The organism is Hoyosella levis (assembly GCF_026008515.1).
Lineage (GTDB): Bacteria > Actinomycetota > Actinomycetes > Mycobacteriales > Mycobacteriaceae > Lolliginicoccus > Lolliginicoccus levis.
Map to the genome: position 1 here is coordinate 1 of NZ_BQYM01000014.1, position 21842 is coordinate 21842.

The following is a 21842-nucleotide window of genomic DNA, read 5'->3' on the forward strand; positions in this document are numbered from 1 at the left end:
ATCGAGTTCGAGCAGAGATCGACTATGATGACTTCCGCCGCATAGGTATTGGTGTCCATATCTCGGGGGGAACGCCCCTGCAACGGAGTGAGCGGCTCCGTGCCGACCAGTCGCACGAGGGGCCGGCCCCAGAACTGGCCCGGCCCGCTCCCGCCGGGCTTGTTCAGCAGTACCCACTCCACCATGTGCACGTAGCCGGGCGGGAAGAACTTGGCCGGATCGGCATCCCGGCCGGTGTCGCGGTGCTGCATGGATTGGTCGTGCACGATGGTGGAATCGCTGGTGTCGGCGGTCGCGAGCCGCCAGGCCTGCGCGGTCGCCACCGCGCGAAACGTCCCATCGTCCCGCTGGGCCTCGAGCTCCGCGCGCAGGAGCTCGACCTTGCGTCCCGGGCGAGTGACGTGGGCGCGGACGCGGCATTCAGTGAGCGGGATCGGTCCGAGGATCTCGACCGCCACTCGCGAGAGCCGGGCATCGTCGCGCGGCTCGCACTGCTCGAGCGCGCGCACCAGCAGTGCCGCGGGCGGGGAACCGTGCTGCATGGAGGATGACCACACGCTCACCGTCGAGCTGGTGGGCTGGACGTGCTCCCACTCGGAGTCGCCCCGCCCAGGGAGAGGCAGGTAGAACGGCTGCGCCATCGAGGTTCCTTCGCTTGATTCCAGCACCAGCGCGCGAGTGCGCCTGGGACATCGTGACCAGCTTATCGGGCGGGAGGGCCAGCCCTGCTCGGGTGCGGCCGCGCTTGAACTAGATGCCCATGCGCCACACCAGGGCATCCACCGCGCGCGGGGAGAGCGCCCCGATCGCGCGGAGCGCGTGGGCGTAGCGCGGGTGCACCTCTACCGGCCGTGTGCGGATAGCGTCGATGATCCACTCCGCGGCACGTTCCGGGCTGATCGCGGGGGCCGTGGCGTACTTGGCCGTCGGGGCGATCATCGCCGTGCGCACCAGCGGGAAACCGATCGTGGAGATGTGCACGCCGTGGGGCCTGGTCTCGGCGCCGAGGCTGCGGCCAAACGCGCCGAGCGCGGCCTTCGATGCGTGATAGGCCGTGAACAACGGCATGGAGCCAGCAGCGACCCCCCAGGTCGCGACATTGATGATGTGCCCGGAGCGGGCCTCGAGCATGGACGGCAGCAGCGCCATCGCCAGCCGTGCCGCGCCGAAGTAGTTCACCGCGATGGTGCGCTCGTAGTCATGGAAGCGATCCGCGGCCTCGGCTCCACTGCGGCGGATGGACCGGCCTGCGTTGTTCACCAGTACGTCCACCCGTCCATGCCGCGCGAGGATCTCCTTGGCCAGGCGAGCGGTGTCCTCCGCGCTCGTCAGGTCACCGGTGAGTGCCTCCGCCGCGCCACCGGCCGCGAGGATCTCGTCACGGACCTCATGCAGCGCCTTTGCACCCCGGGCGACCAGGAACAGCGTGGCGCCGTGCGCGGCGAGAGCGAGCGCGGTGGCCCGGCCCACACCGCTCGAAGCTCCGGTCACGACGATGACCCTGCTCGCGATGGAGTTCCTCCGGGAACGCTCGAGCTGCCCCGGAATGATCGAGCGCACGGTGTCGGTGATCCGCTGCGGCGGGTTGAGCAGGTAGTGCATGGCGGGCTTGCGTCTCATGCGCGGGCTCCCTTTCCGAGTAGTGGCTCGTGGTCAAGCATGGGGCTCCGGGAGGCAGTCGATCCACTCCAGGTAGCCAGTGGTGGTGATGGGCCTGCCGCGCCATTCGCCCTCGTAGGTGCAGGCCGCGACGTAGCCGCGCCCGTGGCCGTAGCGTGGCTCGGAATCCACGCGTGCCAGGAGCTTGCCCACGATCTCGTCGCTGTCGCTGCTCCGCACGGTCCACCGCATGAGCTCCGGGATCCGCATCGTTCGCCCCAGCGGATCGATGGCAGGGGCAGGGCGGTGCTCGAGCACCTCGAGGGTGACATCGTCATGGACCTCGGCGGGCCCGTCCACCGATCGCAGGTGCGCCAGCCGGCAGGCGGTGGAGCCCGCGGCCTGCACATCGGTGAGCAGCAACTGCGTCCGCTCATCGAGATTGACGATCTGGTAGGTGAAGAAGTCCACGGGAAGCTTCGCGGATTCGGGCAGCGGTCGCGGCGTCAGCGCCTGGGGAGACATGCATCGCGCGTACTCGACCGTGCACAGGTCCGAGATCCGCGTGGTTCCCCGCTCGTCGGTGAGCGTTCCCGTCACCGTGGCGAGGAGGCTGAAATGGTCGTAGGGGGGAGTGCGAACAAACCAGGAAGCGTGATCGGTCGCGACGACGGCAAGGTCCACCTCGAGGTGCTTGTATCGGCCCCGTACCTGGTACCGGGGATGGTCCGCGGTGATGGTGAGATCCTCGCCCCACGAGAGCACGGACCCGTCCTCGAGGAAATCGCAATCGCGCCGCGCGTCATAAGCCTGGTAGTGATGATGCGGTCCGGTCGCCGTGGTGGACAGGACGGTCGCGGTGTCGCGGGCGTCGGGCACCGCGAGGTAGTCGTTGTCGAAGCAGCGGGTGCCGGTGGCGCCAATGAAGGTCATCGTGTTCAGGAACCGGTAGGGCTCGGGCAGCCTCGGCAGGAAGACCCCGTAGTGCGTCCATGCCCAGCGGCGGGACCCCACGTGCGGTCGCATCATCGTGGGCTTGTCGAACGGCGTCGTCGAGGAGCTCATCCGGTGATCGAGGCGGGGCCCGACATGGTCGATCAGCAGGCGGGTGCCGAGCCCGAGTGCCTTGCGCGGGAACGCTGCAGCGAGGTTGCTCATGCGCTTGCCTCCTCGGCTTGGGGGGTCGCTGTCGATGGTGCCTGCCGCGGCTTCCATCCGGGCGGGGCGAAGATGAAGCCGAGCTTGTCGCGCCAGGATCTGGCCGAGCGTACATCGCGAAAGATGTTGCCGTACTCGTGGTATTGCAGCTTGAAGACGTTGTAGGTGCCCACTGGCGTGGTCAGCCCGTACCTGGGTCGATGCAGCTCCTCCTGGAACGTGCCGAGCAAGCGATCCCAGATGATCAGCACGCCGCCGTAGTTCTTGTCGAGGTACTCGGGGTCGCTGCCGTGGTGCACGCGGTGGTGCGATGGGGTGTTCAGGACAAGCTCGAAGGGCCGGGGGAGCTTGCCGATCGTCTCGGTGTGCACAAAGAACTGGTAGACGAGATTGAGCCCGAACGCCACGTAGATGGTCCAGGGGGAGAACCCGAGCAGGGGGAGCGGGGCCCAGAAGATTGCCTCGGACCAGGGGTTCCACTTCTGCCGCAGCGCGGTTCCGAGATTGAAGAACTCGGAGGAATGGTGGGCCTGGTGAGCGGCCCAGCCGATGCGTACCCGGTGCGAGAAGCGATGGTTGCAGTACCAGGCGATGTCGACGATCACGAAGAGCAGGACCCAGTACCACCAGGTGTCGGTGGGCAGGTGCCAGGGCGCGAGGTAGGTGAACAGGAAGACGAACGCCACCATGGTGAGCAGCTTGAACAGGGCCATGAAGACGAGCGCGCCCGCGCCCATGCTCAGGCTGGTGCGCGTGTCGATCCCGAGGTGCCCGAGGGGCCGCGGTCCTGCTGCTTCGATGCCCGCTGCGTCTTGCGCGGCCTCACGGTGGTGGTGCCGCAGCGCGATCGCCTCGATCGCGATGAATACGGCGAACACGGGCAGTGCGTAGAGGATCGGGTTCTCGATCTGCTGCCAGATGTCGTGGAGCATCGCTGCACCTCCTAATTGACCAAGTAGTAAGTTACTATTTAGTCAAACCCGGGTGGCCGCGTCAATACCCCCTGCCCGCGAATGCTTGGATGGAGACCATGGCCACAGCCGGAACCAAAGGAGTGCCCCGCCCCGAGCGGGAGCGCCAGATCCTCGACGTCGCCGCCGATCACATCGGGCGTGTGGGCTACGCAGGGCTATCCCTCGCCGAGGTCGCCAGCCAGGCCGGAGTCTCAAAACCACTGGTGTACGGCTACTTCGGCACCAAGGATGGCCTCTACGCCGCGTGCGTCGAGCGCGCGGCCGCCGTCCTCGCTGATGCCATCGAGAACGCCATCGCCAGCACCGCCAGCCTGGAGATGGCGCAACACACGCTCGATGCGATCTTCGCTGCCCTCGAGCCACGCCCGCACGACTGGAACGTGCTCTTCGATCGCTCCGCGCCCCGCGAAGGACCAGCAGGGGACACGGTCCGCATCGCCCGCCGGCGCATCGCCAGCCAGGCTGCGCGCGGCATCGCCACCGTGTTCGATGCCACCGGCATCACCGACCCCAACGACCTCTCCGCGCTCACCGACGTCTGGATGGGCGCGGTGACCTCGCTCGTCAACTGGTGGCTCCGGCACCCCGAGCAGACCGCTGCCGACATGAGCGCGCGCAGCAAGCGCCTCATCGACGCGCTGGCCACCGGTCAGCGCTGAGGCGCGCCATCGTGGCTGGGCTATGCCACCCGGCGGTCGGTGTGCTCCGCGAGATCCGGCAAGGTCCACCAGCTGCCAAGCTCGACGTCGGCGCTACCCCGGGGGCTGAAGAACGACATCCCGCTGCCGGGATACGGCGTGGTCTCGCCAAACCACACCACGCCCTCGTGGTCATACAGATCGACGCGCAGGAAGTCGAACGGAGCACCGATCCGCGCCGCTGCCTCCAGCATCCGGTCCAGGCTGTCAGGACGAGGCATGGGGGCGCCCAGTTGCTTGCGCGAGCGCAGATCGTACGGCGTCCAGTCCGGCGTGTAGGTGTTGATCGTGCGCCCCGCGTCGACACTGGTCATCACCAGGCGCGGAACGCCATCGAACACGAAGAACTTGAAGTCGGAGGGTGGAGTGCTGCCATCCCCGATCATTTCTTCGATGATGAACATCGGACGTGCCCTGCTGTAGGCCCACTCGCCGCCGAGCTCCCAGTTCGGATTCTCCAGCCAGTTGCTCGTTCGAGCCATCAGGTCGTCGATGTCCGGCGTTCCCTCGCCGAGGATCACGATTCCGGAGGAACGGTGGTTCGGCTTGAGCACCCAGCGGTGCGGAAGCGTGATATCCGCGAGCTCGCGCAGGTCCCGGCCACTCCACAAGGTGCGGGGCACGCGCACCATGTCCCCTGCGCTATGCCAGGCAAGCTCCTTCATGCGGAGCTTGTCGCACGTGCCCGCCAGCAGTTCCCGCCGGTCCTTCAGAATGCGCCAGTTCACCTTCTCGGTGAACGTTCGTGGGTGGCGGAGCCGAGGTGGGCGCCCCATCGCCAGGATGTACCCGTAGGAGCGGCGTGCCGTCACCGGCATCGCTCGCACCATCGCTAGATGCGCCCGGGACAGGTAGCGCGTCGCGGTAGAGATCATGATCGCGGAGTTCCTTTCTTCGCGGGCTCTCGGTCCGGCATATCTTCCGGAGCTCCTGTGCTTGCCTCGACGAGTTGTGCCAGAGTGGCGATGGTTGTCCCGCGCTCGAGGAAGTCGGCGAGCGTCACGTGCACTCCGAGCTCGCTCTCGATCCGGGAAACGACTCGCGCGGCCAGCAGGGAGTGACCACCGAGGTCGAAGAATGTCGCGCGCGTGTCTGTCACCGGGCTCCCGAGCAGCCCCGACCAGATCCGGGCCAGCTGCCGCTGCGCCGGGGTCGACGGCTCCTCCGCCATCACGTCGTCGTTCCCAGACCCGTTGATGCCATCGCCAGTCCTGCCCCATCCGGAACCCGGGCCTGGTAGCGCGGCGCGGTCGAGCTTTCCGCTCTGGAGCCTCGGGAGGGTGGGCAAGAGTACCCAAGCCGTGGGCACCATGTACTCCGGCAGGCGCGAGCGCAGCCAGTCACGCAGCTCTGCCACACCGGGAGCGTCGCTGCTCACGACATATCCGATCAGGCGTGGCTGGCCGTCTTGGCCAGGCCGCATGGCCACGGCCGCTGCCTCCACGCCCGGATGCTCGCTGAGCGCTGCCTCGATCTCTCCTGGCTCGATGCGGAAGCCGCGCAGCTTGATCTGCTCGTCGAGCCGACCGAGGTGCTGCAGCCGGCCATCCGCGAGCAATCGGCCGCGGTCGCCGGTACGGTACGCCCGGCCCCCCTCGTTCGCCGGGGCAAGGCCATCGGGAACGAATCGGCTGGCGGTCAGCCCTGGCCGGTTGATGTAGCCGCGCGCGATGCCGCGGCCAGCGATCACCACCTCGCCGGGAACCCCCGTGGGCAGCAATCTTCCGTGCACGTCCATGACCAGCACCCGGGTCCCCGGGAACGGGATCCCCACGGTAATCGGTTCGCCCGCCCGCACGAGCCCGCCGCCGGCATATACCGTCGCCTCGGTCGGGCCCCAGCCATTCCACACCCTGCGGCAGCACGCGAGCAGGTCGGAGGCGAGGGCCTCAGGCAGGGGCTCGCCGACGCTGCCCGCAGTAAGATCATGCTTTCCCTGCCACCCGGCAGCCAGGAGCGCGCTCCACGCGGTCGGGGTCGCGCAGAGCAACGTCGGCGCGGACTGGTCGATCAAGCGGGCGAGGAGGCGCGGATCCTGGATCTGCTCGCTGGTGGCGAGGATGATCGTCCCACCCGCGACCAGCGTCGGGAAGATGTCCCCGACCGACACATCGAAGGCATACGAGCTCACCGACAGCACCCTGTCCCGGCTGGCCAGCCCAACGGCGCCGGGCATCGCCGCCACCAGGTGCGCGACGTTGCCGTGCTCGACCTGCACACCCTTGGGGGCGCCGGTGGAACCCGAGGTGTAGATGATGTAGGCCAGGTCCGTCGCGATGCTCTCGGGCCGCGGTCGCGCAGGAGTCGGAGGCGTGCCCGCCGCGTGCTCGATCACCAGTACTGCCATGCCCTCGGCAGGCACGGCGTGGCGCGTGCCCGCGTCCGTGAGGATCACCCTTGCTCCGGCGTCGGCGATCATGAACCGGACGCGCGAGGCGGGGTGGGTCTTCTCGAGCGGCAGGTAGGCCGCCCCGGACATCAGGATCCCGAGCAAGGCCGGGACCAGGTCGATGGTGCGGTCGAGAACCACGGCCACTACATCGCCGCGGCCGACACCCTCTGTCGCCAGCAGATCGGCGATCTCGTGGGCCCGTTCCACCATCCCGGCGTAGGTCAGCTGCCGCCCGCCAACCTCCACCGCCACTGCATCAGGGGCAAGCCGGGCCTGCTCGAGAACTAGCTGGTGGACCGCGCGGAACTGCCCGGCCGGGACCGCGGGATTGAAGACGGCGAGCTGGTTGTGGCGATCTGTGGCAGCCGGGCCCGTGATCTCGCTGAGCGGGCGTCCAGGCTGGTCGGCAGCTCGCCGGAGGACCATCAGGAAATGATGCGCCATGAGCCGGGCCGTCGGATCGTCGAACAGCGCCGAGTCGGCGATCAGGCGACCAGAGATGGAGCCGTCGGGCTGCTCGTCGAGCTCGACGCTGATGTCGCAGACAGCGCTGACCGGGATGTCGGCAAGCGCGTTGTCCATCTGGGGCGAGCTCCAGTCAGGATCGGGCGACGCCGGGGGAGGCTCTAGGGCCAGCAAAGCATGGAAGACGGGATTCGCGCGGGGATCGCGCGGCAGGTTGAGGGCGCGCACCAGGTGGCTGAATGGCACCGCGCAGTCCAGAGCCGCGAGTATCTCGCTGCGGGTAGCGCCTATCAGCTCCTCGAACGACATGGTGCGTGCCAGCGGCACGCGCAGCACGACCGTGTTCAGGCAGTAGCCGGCCATTGACGCGAAGGCCGGGCGGCGAAGATCGCTGGCGATGGCAAAACTGGCTTCCCCCTCCTCGGTATACCGTGCTAGCCAGAACGCATAGCCCGCGGCGACCGCCTGGAACAGGCTCGCTCCGCGCCTGGCAGCGACCTCCCGCAGCCGCTCTACGGTCCGGGGAGAAAGGTGAAGCTGAACGGCAGTGCCAGCGAAAGCACGGCGCACTGGGCGCGGATGATCATGCGGCAGCTCCGGCGGAGCCAGCCCCGCGAGCCGCTTCCGGCACTGGTCCACGCGGCGCGCGGCCTCGGGGCCGCGGAGCCAGTCCTGCTCCCACGATGCAAAGTCCCGGTACTGCGCGACAGGAGCGGGGAGCGATGGCACGACCCCCTCGGACCGCGCCTGGTAGAGGCGAATGAGCTCGGGAAGCACGATCGTGTTGATGGTGACCCCGTCGAAGACGATGTGGTGCGCCGCGAGGAACAGGTAGTGATCGTCACCAGCCATCCGGACAAGATGTGGCCGGAGCGGGGGACCGGCCGCGAGGTCATACGGGCGCAGGACGTCCTGGGCCACGAGCTCCCGCGCCGCGACCATCGCGTCCTCGGCGGCCAGCGAGCTGAAGTCAGCGAGCGGAAGCTCGTAGGGGCTGGGCTCGCTGATGATCTGGCGAGGCTCGCCGTCGACCTCGGCGAACGAGGTCCGCCACGCCTCATGGCGGCGCACGATCTCGTTGAACGCCCAGCGGAAAGCGGGAGCATCGAAGTCTCCAGTCTTTCGCAGGGTGACGATCTCGTTGTAGGCAGTCGTCCCGGGCGCGTAGGTCGCGAAGTACCAGAGCTGCGCCTGGGCAGCGGACAGCCGCGAAGGCCCCTCCGGCCGGTGCCCGGGTCCGGCAGCGGGGCGCGCGCGCTGATCGCCGGCATTGCCAAGACCGCGGAGGCGGCGGCGCAGCAAGGCCTGGCGGGCCTCGTCCAAGTTGGTGCCTCGTTCCGACGTCATGAGCCCCACCGCACGCGCAACGCGCTCAGGCTCCGGAACGCATGATTCGCTCGCCAGCGGACGGAATCCTCATCGGCCATCGGTGCCGGGATCCGGCGCAGAAGGGTCTCCAGCGCGATCCGCGCTTCCAGCCTGGCGAGCCCGGCGCCGAAGCAGGTATGGCTGGACCAGCCGAAGGCGAGGTGCTTGTTGTCGGCCCGGCGCAGGTCCAAGCGGTCGGGATCCACGAAGCGGCGGGGATCGCGGTTCGCTGCCGCGAGGACGATCACCACGGTGTCTCCGGCAGATATGGGCTCTCCAGCGATGGTGGTGTCCGTCGCGGCGACCCGGTCGGTGTGCTGGCTCGGGCTCTCGAAGCGCAGGAGCTCCTCGATGGCTGAGGGCATGAGGCCGGGGTCGGCGCGCAGCGCAGCAGCAGCCTCCGGGGCCCGCAACAGTGTCAGCGTGCCGTTGCCGATCAGTGGGGTAGTGGTCTCCTGGCCACCGACCATCACCAGGATCAGGTTCGCGATGATCTCCTCCTCGGTCAGCCGGTCGCCGTCAGCGCGGGCCCGGAGCAGTGCCGCGATCATGCCTTCGTCGGCGTGGTGGCGCAGCGCGTCGCGGAAGTAGCTGGTCATCTCGTCGATGCTGCGCATGATCGAGGCAGCGTGCGCGGGATTGTGCTGGAACGTTCCCAGCACATCGGCGAAATCACGCGACCATCGCTTCAGCAGGACGTGATCGGAAGCCGGGAGCCCGAGGAGCTCGGCGGTGACCATCGCCGGTAGCGGCTCGGCAAGATCAGCGACGACGTCCATCTCGCCATCGTCGGCGACCGCGTCCACGAGCGAGCCAGCGATTGCCTCGATGCGAGCGCGCATCGAGGCGACCCGGCGGGGGCTCAGCGCCGACGCCGCGAGACCTCGTATCCGGCCGTGGCCGGGCGCATCGAGGAAGAGCATCTGCCGCAGCATCACCTCGGCCATCGGCACGAGCTTGCCCATCCCGAGCGCGAGCAACGCGCTCGGCGTGGCGGCGCGCTCGGCGCTGAAGCGCGCGAGCGCCTCGGCCGACTCCTGGTAGCGCGCGACCACCCAGACATGCAGGTAGGGATCCCAGATCACGGGAGCGTGCTCACGAATGCGCGCGTACAGCGGGTAGGGATCGCTGAGAACAGCCGGATCGAGCAGCGGGTACAGGCTCAGCGACGCGCGGCCGGCGCTCACGGCGCGCTCATTCCTCGTAGGCCCCGGCGTCGCTGAACAACGCTTCGGGCGACATCCTTGCGATCTGCTCGGTTATCAGCCTCTCCACCTCGATCGCCATCTCCTCGACGGTGGGATTGTCGAACAAGGCGAGCATCGTCATCTCCACCCCGAAGATCTCGGATATCCGACCGATCAGCTGGGCGCCGAGCAGCGAGTGGCCCCCGAGCAGGAAGAAGTTCTCCTCCACGCTGACCTCCTCCAGCCACAGCAGTTCGGCGACCAGCGCGGCGAGCACGCTTTCCTGCTCGTTCCGCGGTTCTACCAGTGCCTGGCGCTGGGGGTTCCGCCGTGTTCGGCCGAACGAGACCGCGAGATCGATGAGGGCACTCTTGTCGACCTTCCCGTGCGCCGTGGTGGGAAGCTCGTCGACCTGCACGATCAGGCTGGGGATCATGTGTTCCGGAAGCCGGGAGGCTGCATGCGCGCGAAGCGCGGTGATGTCGATGCGTTCATCCGGATCGCCGACGACGAAAGCGCAGAGCCGCACGCCCCCCGGCCCCTGCGCCGGCACGACAACGCTGGTCCGCAGGTCCGGATAGTCGTTGAGGGCATGAATGATCTCGCCTGGCTCCACCCGGTGCCCGCGGATCTGGATCTGCTCGTCCGCCCGATTGATGAACTCGACCGAGCCATCAGCGCCCACCCGCGCCCGGTCACCGGTACGGAAGGCGCGGACCGCGGGGTCCAGCGGATCCGTGATGAAGCGCTGCGCGGTCTGATCGGGGAGATTGAGATAGCCCCTGGCGACGCACCGTCCACAGACGAGAAGCTCGCCAGCCACGCCATCGGCAACCGGCTCGCCGGCCTCGTCGATGACACGGAGGTAGGAATTGTCGATAGCGCGACCGATCGGCGGCAGTTCCGGTTGGCCCTCGCTCGGAGGCTCCACGATGCCCGAGCAGGCCGTGACGGTGACCTCGCAGAGGCCATAGTTGTTGACCAGCGTGAAAGGCAGGCCCGGGGGCGGGCGGTGGTGCAGGATATCGCCGCCGGTATGGAGGTAGCGCAGCGCGGTCGAGGCAGGCCAGTCCAGAGCGATCAGTTCCTCGGCGAGCGGGGCAGCGACGAAGCACTGCGTGATTCCCTCGGCGACGAGCCAATCACGCAGGCGTGGCGGATCGTTCTTGATCGCCTCGTCGGCAACGTGCAGGGATCCGCCCGAGAGCAAAGTCGGCCAGATCTCGTTCGCCGACACATCGAAGCCCGGGTTCATCAGCAGCGCCGAGCGATCGGTCGCAGCCTGCGAGAAAGCGCCAGCATGCCAGTCCGCGAGATTGAGCAGCCCGTCCTGCTCGACCAGGACGCCCTTGGGATTGCCGGTCGATCCCGAGGTGTAGACGACATAGGCGAGGGACGCTGGGGCTGCGGGCTGGGATGCTGCGGGACTTGCCCCGTTGCTGGCACCGCCCGGCGGGACGCGAGGAACGAGCACGGTTCCGGTACGCAGGCGGCGGGCAACGGATTCGTGAGCTACCAGGACGCTGGCTCCGCTGTTGTCCAGCATGTACTGCAGGCGGGCATCAGGCTGGGACGGGTCCAGCGCCACGTAAGCCGCGCCGCTCGCGAGAATCCCGAGCGCACCGACGACCAGGTCGACCGAGCGTGGCAGGCACAGGGCGACGAGGTCGCCCTCGCGCGCGCCCGCGTCCCGCAGCTTGCTCGATAGGGCCAGGGCTTGAGCGACAAGGTTCTGGTAGTCGAGATCCTCGCCGCTACCGCGGATAGCCAGGGCGCCTGGTTGATCGGCTGCCCTCCGCGCGACCCTCTCCGCGATCCCTGTCCGAGGGTGCGGGAGGCTCGGGTGAGCCGATACCTGTGTTGCCGAACGATGCGAAGCCAGCCGAGCCGTCATCTTTTGCTCCTCAAGATTGCCCGGGTATACCCACGGGTCCCTTCCTCCATACGGAAAGTGTGAGGAAGATCTCCTAAGCTAACGGTATCGGACAATTTCGGCGCGCGACACGTCAGAGACGTGATAAATTGCCTGTCGACAAGTTGCCGGGCCGTGGCGAGCCCGGGCTCGCAGATCGAGCGCTAGTCGCCCGGCCACCCCGGGTATTCCGGGGGAGTCCCACCGAACTCCGGGCACAACGATTGATGATCGCACCAGCCGCACAGCTTGCTCGGGCTCGGCCGGAATTCCCCACTGCGACCCGCGGCACGGATCGCGCCCCAGATCGCATCCAGGGTCCGCTCGAAGCTCCGCAGCTCCGCCTCGTCCGGACTGAGCGTCATCACCCCGCCGTCGCCGAGATACATCAGCTTCAACTGGTGCGGGATCACTCCGCGCGTGCGCAGCAGCATCAATGCATAGAACTTCATCTGGAACAACGCGCTGCCCGCATAAAGCTGCCTAGGTGCCCGGCCCGTCTTGTAGTCCACCACCCGCATCTCGCCGGTGGGAGCAATATCGATACGATCCACGAACCCGCGCAGCCGCACGCCGTCACCCGTCTCGGCCTCCACGAACAGCTCGCACGACTCCGGGTCGAAGCGCGTGGGATCCTCCATCGTGAAATACCGCTCGACCAGCCGCTGCGCCTCCCTGAGAAAACCCTCCCGATCCTCGCCCACTAGCTCGATCACATCCGGGTCATCCGATACCAGCCGCTCCCAGGCAGGGCCCAGCAGATCGATCGCCTGCTCCTGGCTGCGCTGCGGGCGAGGCAACCCATACAGCGACTCGAGCGCCGAATGCACCAGCGTTCCCCGCGCCTGCGCCTTCGTGGACGGCTCCGGCAACCGATCGATCGCGCGGAACCGGTATAGCAGCGGGCACTGCTTGAAATCATTCGCCCGCGACGGCGACAACGCCAGCGGCTTGCGCACCATCGACCCGGTGGCCGTGCTCGTGGTCGCGGCGTCCAGCGGGACGGTGCTCGATGCGTCCAGCGGGACGGTGCTCGATCCGTCCTTCTGGACGGTGGCCTGCGGCGTCTCGGAATCCATGGTCACCAAGGATAGGCACGAGCACCGACAACACCTGCAACCCTCGCGACCATGTACTGTGTCACGGTCACGTACCAAGGGAGGACACCCCCAGCATGAGCACCAGAAGCGGACCATTCCGCGACGGCGACCGGGTCCAGCTCAGCGACTCGAAGAACCGGCGCTACACCCTGCTGCTCAATGCCGGGAGCGAGTTCCACACCCATCGCGGCGCGATCCTTCACGATGACCTCATCGGTTCCGAGGAAGGCAGCGTCGTCAAGTCGACCAATGGCACCGCCTACCTCGCCCTGCGCCCCCTGCTGACCGACTACGTGCTCAAGATGCCACGCGGAGCGCAGGTCATCTACCCCAAGGACGCCGCGCAGATCGTCCATGAGGGCGACATGTTCCCCGGCGCCCGCGTCCTCGAGGCCGGAGCAGGATCCGGCGCGCTCACCTGCTCGTTGCTGCGCGCCGTCGGCCCCACCGGCGAGGTCATCTCCTACGAGATCCGCGACGACCACGCCGAGCACGCTATTCGCAACGTCGAGAACTTCCATGGGGAGATCCCCGCGAACTGGCACCTCACCGTCGGCGATGTCTCCGAGTTCACCGGCCAGGTTGATCGCGCCGTGCTCGACATGCTCGCTCCCTGGGAAGTGCTGCCCGCCGTATCCAAGGCCCTCATCCCCGGTGGCGTCCTCATCATCTATGTCGCGACGGTCACCCAGCTCTCCCGCGTCGTCGAGGGGCTCCGCGAGCAACAATGCTGGACCGAGCCCCGTTCCTGGGAATCCCTCGTGCGGGACTGGAACGTCGTTGGCCTCGCCGTCCGCCCCGAGCATCGCATGCAGGGCCACACCGCGTTCCTCATCTCCACAAGGCGCCTCGCCGACGGGGTCATCGCGCCCAAGCCGCAGCGACGCCCCAGCAAGGGCTAGCCGCGCCCGTACCTCCGCTCACGTGGGCGCCGCACCTGGACTCGTGCCCAGCAGCGAGAAGTGCCACACTGGCCCGGTGACGCCCGCACCCAGCAGGCACCCCGTGCTCGAGCTGCTCGCCAGCCGCCGCGCGGGCCATCCTGATAACCATCGCCTCGCCCTCTCCATCGAGGGCGGCGGTCCCCGCGGCGCCTACTCCGCCGGCATGCTCACCACCCTCGGCGCGCACCGCTACCTGCCGCACTTCGACGCCCTCTACGGCTCCTCCGCCGGGGCATTCAACGCCGCCTGGGCCCTCGCCGGTCAGGCTGGTCTCGGTGCGGCCGCCTACTCCGATCCCGCCGTGGTCCCGCACGTCTGGCGCCCCCGCAACATCCTCGGCCCCGGCGCGGTGGTCGACACCCACCACCTCGCGCGCACCGTCTATACGCGCATCATCCCCCTCGAATACCAGCGCGTCCTCGACAATCGCACCAGCTTCCATCCCATCGCCACCGATGCCGATACCGGCCTCGCTGTGGACCTCGGTCCCCGGATCCATGACATCGAGAGCCTCCAGCGAGCGCTCGCCGCCACCGCGAACCTCGTGCTGCTCGGCGCGCCGCCCATCCCCATCGACGGCCACCGCTACGTCGACGCCGGAGTGGCCGAGCCCATCCCGTACCGCACCGCCATGTCCCACGGTTCCACGCACATCCTCGTGCTCCGGACCACCCCCGTCAGCACGTCCCCCACGCGCATCCCGGTCCACCAGCGCGCGTTCATGCGCGCGTGGCTCGCCCGCCGCGCGCCGGGCGCGCGGCCCGCCTGGCTGGAGCGCTACGAGCAGGAAACCGCCGACAACGACATCCTCCACCAGCACAGCACCAACCCCGATCTCGCTCCGCACATCCTCCAGGTCCGGCCGCCCGACGGGGCCGAGCGCGTCATCCGCCACCCCAAGCACCTCGGTGGCTACCGCGAGGCGGTCCACCTCGGCGCGATCGCCATGCACGACATGCTCGAGGAATAGCCGCCTCGGCCGTCCGGGGTCCCTGGCTCCGGGGCCTCCCGGCCTCGCTTGCCTCCCTGGCTCCCCAGTGGAAACTTTTCCCCCTCCGAGCGGGAGAAGTTTCCACTGGCCGAAGGGCCGAGGCAGATGGCCTTTGCATCTCGGCCAGCCAGGATCAAAGGAAGCGCTCCCGCCTCGCGCGATTGAGCGCAGTACGGATCTCGCTGAGAACGCCGCTCGGATCATGCGCGAGGCGATGCCAGCCGAACCGCAGCACATGCCATCCTGCGTTGACCAGGGTGTTCTGCCGCTGCAGATCGTGAGCGAATCGGCCAGCGTCCCGGTGCCACGCCCACCCGTCCACCTCGATCGCGACTCGCTCGCGCTCGAACGCGAGATCGATCTCGAACCCGTGGCTGCGCACGTGTAACCGCCACCCGGTGATGCCAGTGCCGCGCAGGGCCCGCACGAGCAGCCGCTCCGCCTCGGACGCGCCGCCGGTCGCAGCGATCGCGAGCATCCACGCCGAGCGTGCGCCGCCGCGCCGCGGCAGGTTCCGCTCGTGGGCCTGTATCAGAGATGGCAGCAGAGTGTGCCGCTGCAGCGCGCGATCGAGGAACACGGAGCCATCGGGCATCGAGACAGCAGTCTCAAGGATCGCGAGCTCGCGGGAGACCACCGCGACACCATGCAATCGGGTTCGGTCCGCCGCCGGGATGTCTCGGCGCAGCACCTTCGCATCGCGGATGCAGGCACGTCGATCACGCGGGATCATCACGAGCGGAACGGCAGACGGATCGTCGAGAACGCCATGCCACCAAGCAGCGGACGGGCCCCGCGCAACCGCTCCCGGACCCGCCGCGAGGACAGCGGCGCGCAGCCGGGCCGCCGTGGTCACGGGTCGGTCCGCCGGGATATAGACCCCGGCCTGGAGGCAACGCCACTCACCCGTGGCGACGCGGCCATCGACCTGGTGCCGGGACATTCCAAGCTCGAGCGCGCGAGACCTGGTGATCACCCCATCGTGGCGGGCTAGCGCATGAACGACCTTCTTGGGCAGCATGCCTGGTAGGACGCGGAACTGGGGCTGGTTGGTTCCGCTTCCCGGGGATTGGCAGCGAGCCGCTTCCGCTGGTGGAAACTTTTCCCGCTCTGGCCGGGAAAGGTTTCCACCCCACGGCGGGCCACCAGCGGCGGGCCACCAGCGGCGGGTACCCCGCGGCGGGCCGCACGTCGCGCAGCGCGGCTCCGCAGGCACTAGCTTGTGCGTCATGGGAACCGAGGATGCGCGACTGTCGCGGTCGCTGGGCGTGGTGGATTCGGTGATGGTGGGCCTCGCCGCGATGGTGGGGGCGGGCATCTTCGCGGCCTTGGGTCCTGCTGCGGCTGCTGCGGGAGATTGGTTGCTGGTCGCATTGGCAATCGCTGCGGTGGTGGCGTATTGCAATGCGCGTTCGTCTGCGCGACTGGCCGCGTTATATCCCGAGTCGGGTGGCACGTACGTCTATGGAGGGGAGCGACTGGGCCCCATCTGGGGCTATCTCGCGGGCTGGGGCTTTGTCGTGGGAAAGACAGCGTCGTGCGCGGCCATGGCGATGACGGTTGGTGCCTACGCGTGGCCGGGCAATGCCACCGCCGTCGCGGTGCTGACGGTGCTTGTGGTGACCGCCGTGAACTATGCGGGTGTGCAGAAGTCCGCGAGCGCCGCCCGGCTGATGGTGGGGCTTGTGCTGCTGGTGCTGCTGGGCGTGGTGGTGATCGCGCTGATCGAATCAGGCGGACCCGCCTGGCCGTGGGCGGGTGCGGAGAGCGCCGGTGCGGGTGGCATCCTGCAGGCATCGGGGCTGTTGTTCTTCGCCTTCGCGGGATACGCGCGGATCGCGACGCTCGGCGAGGAGGTGCGTGAACCGGCCCGGACGATTCCGCGGGCGATCGGGTGGGCACTGGCGATTGCGCTGGGCGTCTACCTCCTGGTCGCGGTGGCGGTGGTGTCCGCGCTGGGCACCAACGGCCTCGCGGGCGCGCATGATCCGCTGGCCCAGGCGGTGAGCTCGATGCCGGGGGCGGAGGTGGTCGTTCGAGGCGGAGCGGTGGTCGCGGCCGCGGGCGCATTGCTGTCACTTCTGCTCGGGGTCTCGCGGACGGTTTTCGCCATGGCGCGCGATGGGCATCTTCCCTCGGCGCTGGCATCCGTGCACTCAAGGTTCGGTGTACCGCACCGTGCCGAGATGGCGGTGGGTGTCGTGGTGGTGATGCTAGTGCTGGTGCTCGATGTGCGGGGGGCGATCGGGTTCTCGGCGTTCGCGGTGCTGTTCTACTACCTCGTGGCGAACGTGTCGGCGTGGACGCTGGATCGGTCGGTGCGGGCCAGGGCGGTGCCGCTGGCGGGCGCGTTTGGGTGTGTCGTCCTTGGCCTCGCGCTGCCGCTGGCCTCGGTGGTGGCTGGCCTGGTTGTTCTCGCGCTGGGAGCTGCGGTGTACGGAGTGCGACGGCGGAACGGTGCGCGATAGTCCGCCGTCACCATTTACCAATGTCCAGCGCCGTCCGGCAGTCTCCCATGGGCCGTCTGCAGCGGGCCGTCGCCAGCCGTCGGTGGAAGCTTTTACTGGCTGGAGCGGGAAAAGTTTCCACCATCAGCCGCGCGAACCCACCATCAGCCGCGACCCCACCTCGAACTAGGCCCTTGGCCGGCAGCCCTGCTCAGGCCATCGCGGGCACGTCGAGCTCGGCGAGGAGGGCGCGGACGCGACGCTCGATCTCGTCGCGGATGGGGCGGATGTCGTCGACGGTGAGCCCGGCGGGGTCGGCGAGGGCCCACTCCTCGTAGCGGTGCCCGGGGAAGATGGGGCAGGCGTCGCCGCATCCCATGGTGACGATGACGTCAGCGGCCTGGACGATCTCGTCCGTCCACGGCTTGGGGTACTCGTTGGTGATGTCGATGCCGATCTCGGCCATTGCCTCGATGGCAGCGGCGTTGATCTCGGTGCCGGGCTCGGATCCGCCGGACCAGGCGATGGCATTGCCCCCGGCGAGGTGCTGGAAGTAGCCGAGCGCCATCTGCGAGCGTCCGGCGTTGTGGGTGCACAGGAACAGGACGGCGGGCTTGCCGTCGTGGGCATGTCCTTCGACGCGGGCGAGGGCGGTCAGGCGTTGCCTGGCGAAGCGCTCGGCGAGGAGGGGCAGGAAGTTGGGGACGGTTGCGCGCGCGGCGAACTGCTCGTAGGAGGTGTGCAGGAACCGTTCGATGGTCTCGGCGCCGAAGATGCCGGTGAACTGCTCGGTGAGGCGGGTCGAGGCGGTCTTGAGGGCGATGTGGTGATCCAGGGAGAGGTCGCGGCGGTGGTACTGGGTGGGGCTGCTCATGGTGTGCTCCTTGTTGCTGGGCGGTAGTGGGGCGCGATGCGGGCGATGCGTGTGGCGAGCTCGGCAATGGCGGTGTCGAAGTCGCCGTCGGTTCCGGTGCGTACGGGGTCGGGGATGGACCAGTGCGCGCGGGGCACGCTGGCGTCGAGCTCCTCGTGGGCGTTGTCGCAGACGGCGATGAGGGTGTCTCCGTCGGCGAGGTCGAGGCGCTGTGGCTGCTGGGGCCGCAGCGGGATGTGGTGGCGCTCGGCGGCGGCGAGGGTGCCGGGGTGGATCGCCGGCGCGGGGCGGGTTCCTGCCGAGGTAGCGGGAATGGTGCTGTGCTGGGTCCACAGCGCGGCGGCGAGCTGGGACCGCGCGGAGTTGCGGGTGCACAGGAAGACGATGCGCTCGGTGGCGCGCGCGGCGCGGGGGAGCAGCTGGGCGAGGGCGTCGGCGTCGAGGGTCCAGTAGGCGCGGCGGCGGTCGGCCTCGGACCGCTGCTTGTGGACGATCCCAGCGGCGGCGAGAGTCTTGAGGTGGTGGGCGAGCAGGTTGGAGGGCATGCCGAGGGCGCGCTGGAGCTCGGTGGGCGAATGGTCGCCGATGGCGAGGAGGTCGGAGATGCGGACGCGGGCGGGGTCGGCAAGGGCGGCGTGGAGGGTGGCGCGGCGATGGGCGTCGCTGAGGGCTCGGTCATCGCGCGCTGAATCAGCTGCAACCGAGCCAAGGGCAGCCGGACCTGCGGGACCGTAGCCAGTGGACCCAGCCGTCGTGGTCATGGCGCCACCTCTCCTCTAATAGATCAGTAACAATTGACTCAATAATCATGGAGCAAATGCCGGGAGCGCAACACCGGTCCCACGATCTAGGATCTGCACCATGCCGGTGGATCACCCGAGGCTGCCCCAGCACGCCTACGACGCGGCCCGGCAACGCATCGGCACCCCCGCCCGCGAAGCGATCAACGCCGCGCGCTGGTTGATCGACAGCGCCACCGCGCTGCATGCGGCACCCCAGGAATTGCGCGCCGCGGCCCAGCAGCAAGTCCGGGCGATCATCGGCGCCAGGGCAATCGCGCAGCTCGCCGCGATCCCTATCGACGACCTGCGCCCCCACCTCGATCGGGGCACGCGGCTCGCGGCGCTCGAGGCAGCAGGAGTAAGCACCGTTGCCGCGGCCGCCCAGGCCGACCCCCAGCAGTTGACCTTCATCCCCGGGGTGGGCACGCACACCGCCACCCAGGTCGTCTCCGCTGCCCGCGCGATCGCCGACGAGGTCATCAGCGCCACGCCCCTGCGCATCGAGCCCGACCGCGAGGACCCCGCGCAGGCACAGCTCCTCGCCATCGTCGCGGCGATCAACCGGGCCGACGCGGCCGCCCTCGACCTCGCGGACATCCACACCCTCGCGCAGCGACTAGCGCACGCGTTGCCAGCCGCCGAGCGTGCGAGCAGCTGGTGGCGCATGCTGTTCACGGGCACCGCGGCGAAGCATCGCATCCTCGCGGCGCTCATCGACATCGAGCATGTGCTCACCGAGCCCGCATCCGTCGCGCTGCAGCACCGGATGCGGGCCGCCATGCCTGGGCTCGATCCGCGGGCGTACTCGCCTCGGCAGGTGTGGCAGTGGTTCCGCGCGGACCCGGCGGGCTTCTACGCCTACCTCTCCTCCCTGGGCATCGCTGCGGGCGCCACCGATACCGAGGGCTCGCGCGGCTATCTCGACGATGAGCTCGCCCGCCGCATCAGCGAGATCGACCTCGATGCTTCATTGCTGCGCTCCTCGCTGCGCGGCTACCAACGCTTCGGCGCGCAGTTCATGCTGCACCGCGAGCGCACGCTGCTCGGCGACGAGATGGGCTTGGGCAAGACCGTCCAGGCGCTCGCCGTGCTCGCGCACTTGGCCGCGCGCGGCCAGCCCCGCTCCCTGGTCGTGTGCCCGGCAAGCGTGCAGGTCAACTGGGTCAAGGAAACATCCCGCCACACCATGCTGCCCGTGCATAGCGCCCACGGCCGCGACAAGCTCGACGCCATTGATGCGTGGCTCGCCGAGGGCGGGGTCGCGGTGACCACCTTCGGGACGGTGGCGAGCCTCGGCCTCGCGCACACCCCGATCGACACGCTGATCGTGGACGAGGCCCACTACGTGAAGAATCCAGAGACGCAGCGTTCCGGGGTGATCCGGCACCTCGCGATCCAGGCCGAGCACGTGATGTTCCTGTCGGGCACACCGATGGAGAACCGGGTCGCCGAGTTCAAGGCACTGGTCGGCTACCTGCAGCCCGAGGTAGGCGAGAACCTCGATGCGGCAGCCACGCTGGCAGGGGCACGAGCGTTCCGCCGCCGCGTCGCACCGGTCTACCTGCGCCGCAACCAGGAGGACGTGCTCGCCGAGCTGCCCGAGCGCATCGACGTCGAGGAATGGGTCGAGCTTTCTGCCGAGGACGAGGCCGCATATCGAGTCGCGGTAGTCGAGGGAACGTTCATGCGGATGCGCCGCGCGGCTTGGGAATCGCCACGATCGGCGAAGCTCGAACGAATGCTCGAGCTCGTCGACGAGGCCAGCGAGGACGGGCACAAGGTACTTGTGTTCTCCTTCTTCCGCGACGTGCTCGACGCGATGGCCGCCGCGCTCGGGGAACGCGCGGCCGGAGCGATCACGGGATCGGTGCCAGCGGGGCGGCGGCAGCAGCTCGTCGAGGGCTTCGCCCAGCACGACGGCACCGCCGTGCTGCTCTGCCAGATCGATGCCGGTGGGGTGGGACTGAACATCCAGGCCGCGTCGGTGGTGATCCTCGCGGAGCCGCAGTGGAAGCCGAGCAGCGAGGAGCAAGCGATCGCGCGTGCTCATCGCATGGGCCAGGTCCGCACGGTGCAGGTGCATCGCTTGCTCGCCAAGGACACTGTCGACGAGCACATCCGGGGCGTGCAGGAGCATAAGCGAGCGCTGTTCGATGAGTTCGCCCGCACGAGCGACATGCAGGCCGAGGCAGCAGCGGCGGGCCTGGCGGGCCTGCCGGAATCGCAGGCAGAGCAAGCGTTGCTCGAGATCGAGCGCGTCCGGCTGGGCATCCGGCAGGCGCAAGATGTTCCGTAACAGGACCGCATAGCCTGTGCCCTGCGCCACACTTCTCTGCCACACTGATGCCATCGCACTGAGCCTGACAGTACTGGGCCCGGCAGGACCGGGCCCGACAGGACTGGGCCCGACAGGGGAGAAGCCATGGCCGACAAGACTTTCACCGTCGAACGTTCACGCACCATCAACGCGCCCGCCGCCGTGGTCTACGCGCACATCGCGGATCTCCACGCCTGGCAGGACTGGTCGCCGTGGGAAAACCTCGACGACCACCTCAAGCGCGAGTACACCGGGCCTCGCATGGGCACGGGAGCGAGCTACGCCTGGTCGGGCAATCGCAAGGCCGGCGAGGGGGAGATGGTCATCACCGAGGCTGTCGAGCCCACCTCGGTCACGATGTCGCTGGTCTTCACCAAGCCGTTGAAGTCCACCAACCAAGTGCGGTTCATCATCGGAGAGCACGGGGATTCCTGCACGGTCACCTGGACCATGGAAGGGCCGCAGACCCTGCTGACCCGCGCCGCCTCGCTGTTTGGCGGAATGGAGAAGATGCTCGGCAAGCAGTTCAGCCAGGGCCTCGATACCCTCGCCGCCGTGGTCGAGAAGGACTAGGCCGGGCACATCGCCAGCACCGGTAGACTGGTTCACAGACACCGTGTCCGTTATATCTCCT

18 protein-coding genes are annotated in these 21842 nt (G+C 68.5%); 6 read left to right on the forward strand and 12 right to left on the reverse strand.

Going from position 1 to position 21842, the window contains the following annotated elements; all coding sequences use genetic code 11:
* The 4 genes from QC765_RS14455 to QC765_RS14470 all read right to left on the reverse strand — a co-directional run.
* The coding region (locus tag QC765_RS14455) for an acyl-CoA thioesterase domain-containing protein (protein ID WP_278315142.1) at positions 1-641 on the reverse strand (641 nt) is incomplete at its 3' end.
* Between the two features lie 109 nt (positions 642-750).
* The gene (locus tag QC765_RS14460) at positions 751-1620 is read right to left on the reverse strand and encodes an SDR family NAD(P)-dependent oxidoreductase (RefSeq protein WP_278315143.1); all 870 of its coding nucleotides are present in this window, start codon (positions 1618-1620) and stop codon (positions 751-753) included.
* Positions 1621-1653: 33 nt separating this feature from the next.
* Positions 1654-2757, reverse strand: coding sequence for a DUF6670 family protein (locus tag QC765_RS14465; RefSeq protein ID WP_278315144.1), 1104 nt, complete (start codon positions 2755-2757; stop codon positions 1654-1656).
* Positions 2754-3689 carry a sterol desaturase family protein gene (locus QC765_RS14470; protein WP_278315145.1) on the reverse strand — a complete coding sequence of 312 codons (936 nt, stop codon included), beginning with the start codon at positions 3687-3689 and terminating at the stop codon, positions 2754-2756. Before QC765_RS14470 ends, QC765_RS14465 begins: the two co-directional genes overlap by 4 nt.
* A 98-nt stretch (positions 3690-3787) precedes the next feature.
* On the opposite strand from QC765_RS14470, the gene QC765_RS14475 reads away from it, so the two are divergent.
* Positions 3788-4390: a TetR/AcrR family transcriptional regulator gene (locus QC765_RS14475; protein WP_278315146.1), complete on the forward strand. Its 603-nt coding sequence runs from the start codon at positions 3788-3790 to the stop codon at positions 4388-4390.
* A 20-nt stretch (positions 4391-4410) separates the two neighbouring features.
* On the opposite strand, the gene QC765_RS14480 is transcribed toward QC765_RS14475, so the two are convergent.
* The 5 genes from QC765_RS14480 to QC765_RS14500 all read right to left on the reverse strand — a co-directional run bounded on the left by QC765_RS14480 (position 4411) and on the right by QC765_RS14500 (position 12712).
* The gene (locus QC765_RS14480) at positions 4411-5304 is read right to left on the reverse strand and encodes an ATP-grasp fold amidoligase family protein (RefSeq protein WP_278315147.1); all 894 of its coding nucleotides are present in this window, start codon (positions 5302-5304) and stop codon (positions 4411-4413) included.
* Positions 5301-8633 carry a non-ribosomal peptide synthetase gene (locus QC765_RS14485; protein ID WP_278315148.1) on the reverse strand — a complete coding sequence of 1111 codons (3333 nt, stop codon included), beginning with the start codon at positions 8631-8633 and terminating at the stop codon, positions 5301-5303. The genes QC765_RS14480 and QC765_RS14485 overlap by 4 nt, the downstream gene beginning before the upstream one ends.
* Complete coding sequence (locus tag QC765_RS14490) at positions 8630-9841, reverse strand: cytochrome P450 (RefSeq protein ID WP_278315149.1); 1212 nt, start codon at positions 9839-9841, stop codon at positions 8630-8632. The genes QC765_RS14485 and QC765_RS14490 overlap by 4 nt, the downstream gene beginning before the upstream one ends.
* Before the next feature lie 7 nt (positions 9842-9848).
* Positions 9849-11735, reverse strand: a complete 1887-nt coding sequence (locus QC765_RS14495) for a non-ribosomal peptide synthetase (protein ID WP_278315150.1) — start codon at positions 11733-11735, stop codon at positions 9849-9851.
* A gap of 182 nt (positions 11736-11917) precedes the next feature.
* Positions 11918-12712: a RecB family exonuclease gene (locus tag QC765_RS14500; protein WP_309297308.1), complete on the reverse strand. Its 795-nt coding sequence runs from the start codon at positions 12710-12712 to the stop codon at positions 11918-11920.
* 215 nt (positions 12713-12927) lie between these two features.
* Between QC765_RS14500 and QC765_RS14505 the strand changes: the two genes are divergently transcribed.
* Both QC765_RS14505 and QC765_RS14510 read left to right on the forward strand, forming a co-directional pair.
* Positions 12928-13755 (forward strand): tRNA (adenine-N1)-methyltransferase, encoded by an 828-nt coding sequence (locus QC765_RS14505; RefSeq protein ID WP_278315151.1) that lies wholly within the window; start codon positions 12928-12930, stop codon positions 13753-13755.
* Positions 13756-13831: 76 nt separating this feature from the next.
* Positions 13832-14767 carry a patatin-like phospholipase family protein gene (locus tag QC765_RS14510; protein WP_278315152.1) on the forward strand — a complete coding sequence of 312 codons (936 nt, stop codon included), beginning with the start codon at positions 13832-13834 and terminating at the stop codon, positions 14765-14767.
* Positions 14768-14921: 154 nt separating this feature from the next.
* Here the strand turns inward: QC765_RS14510 and QC765_RS14515 are convergent, their stop codons facing one another.
* A complete protein-coding gene (locus QC765_RS14515) occupies positions 14922-15809 on the reverse strand; it encodes an endonuclease domain-containing protein (RefSeq protein ID WP_278315153.1) in 888 nt (295 codons plus the stop codon).
* 208 nt (positions 15810-16017) lie between these two features.
* Here QC765_RS14515 and QC765_RS14520 point away from each other — a divergent pair, with 208 nt between their 5' ends.
* Positions 16018-17256: an APC family permease gene (locus QC765_RS14520; RefSeq protein WP_278315154.1), complete on the forward strand. Its 1239-nt coding sequence runs from the start codon at positions 16018-16020 to the stop codon at positions 17254-17256.
* Positions 17257-17446: 190 nt separating this feature from the next.
* Here QC765_RS14520 and QC765_RS14525 read toward each other — a convergent pair whose 3' ends face one another.
* Complete coding sequence (locus QC765_RS14525) at positions 17447-18109, reverse strand: arsenate reductase ArsC (RefSeq protein ID WP_278315155.1); 663 nt, start codon at positions 18107-18109, stop codon at positions 17447-17449.
* Positions 18106-18870 (reverse strand): arsenate reductase/protein-tyrosine-phosphatase family protein, encoded by a 765-nt coding sequence (locus tag QC765_RS14530; protein WP_278315156.1) that lies wholly within the window; start codon positions 18868-18870, stop codon positions 18106-18108. The genes QC765_RS14525 and QC765_RS14530 overlap by 4 nt, the downstream gene beginning before the upstream one ends.
* Positions 18871-18970: 100 nt before the next feature.
* Between QC765_RS14530 and QC765_RS14535 the strand changes: the two genes are divergently transcribed.
* Together QC765_RS14535 and QC765_RS14540 are read left to right on the forward strand one after the other, a co-directional pair.
* Entirely contained in the window at positions 18971-21187 is a 2217-nt protein-coding gene (locus tag QC765_RS14535) for a DEAD/DEAH box helicase (protein ID WP_278315157.1), read from the forward strand.
* Between the two features lie 126 nt (positions 21188-21313).
* Complete coding sequence (locus tag QC765_RS14540; RefSeq protein ID WP_278315158.1) at positions 21314-21781, forward strand: SRPBCC family protein; 468 nt, start codon at positions 21314-21316, stop codon at positions 21779-21781.
* Positions 21782-21842 lie beyond the last annotated feature (61 nt).

Excerpts from the sequence above, each read along its gene's own strand:
- QC765_RS14460 (WP_278315143.1), bottom strand. The coding sequence starts at position 1,620 with ATGAGACGCAAGCCCGCCATGCACTACCTGCTCAACCCGCCGCAGCGG.
- QC765_RS14465 (WP_278315144.1), bottom strand. The coding sequence starts at position 2,757 with ATGAGCAACCTCGCTGCAGCGTTCCCGCGCAAGGCACTCGGGCTCGGC.
- QC765_RS14470 (WP_278315145.1), bottom strand. The coding sequence starts at position 3,689 with ATGCTCCACGACATCTGGCAGCAGATCGAGAACCCGATCCTCTACGCA.
- QC765_RS14475 (WP_278315146.1), top strand. The coding sequence starts at position 3,788 with ATGGCCACAGCCGGAACCAAAGGAGTGCCCCGCCCCGAGCGGGAGCGC.
- QC765_RS14480 (WP_278315147.1), bottom strand. The coding sequence starts at position 5,304 with ATGATCTCTACCGCGACGCGCTACCTGTCCCGGGCGCATCTAGCGATG.
- QC765_RS14485 (WP_278315148.1), bottom strand. The coding sequence starts at position 8,633 with ATGACGTCGGAACGAGGCACCAACTTGGACGAGGCCCGCCAGGCCTTG.
- QC765_RS14495 (WP_278315150.1), bottom strand. The coding sequence starts at position 11,735 with ATGACGGCTCGGCTGGCTTCGCATCGTTCGGCAACACAGGTATCGGCT.
- QC765_RS14505 (WP_278315151.1), top strand. The coding sequence starts at position 12,928 with ATGAGCACCAGAAGCGGACCATTCCGCGACGGCGACCGGGTCCAGCTC.
- QC765_RS14515 (WP_278315153.1), bottom strand. The coding sequence starts at position 15,809 with ATGCTGCCCAAGAAGGTCGTTCATGCGCTAGCCCGCCACGATGGGGTG.
- QC765_RS14520 (WP_278315154.1), top strand. The coding sequence starts at position 16,018 with ATGGGAACCGAGGATGCGCGACTGTCGCGGTCGCTGGGCGTGGTGGAT.
- QC765_RS14525 (WP_278315155.1), bottom strand. The coding sequence starts at position 18,109 with ATGAGCAGCCCCACCCAGTACCACCGCCGCGACCTCTCCCTGGATCAC.
- QC765_RS14530 (WP_278315156.1), bottom strand. The coding sequence starts at position 18,870 with ATGACCACGACGGCTGGGTCCACTGGCTACGGTCCCGCAGGTCCGGCT.
- QC765_RS14535 (WP_278315157.1), top strand. The coding sequence starts at position 18,971 with ATGCCGGTGGATCACCCGAGGCTGCCCCAGCACGCCTACGACGCGGCC.
- QC765_RS14540 (WP_278315158.1), top strand. The coding sequence starts at position 21,314 with ATGGCCGACAAGACTTTCACCGTCGAACGTTCACGCACCATCAACGCG.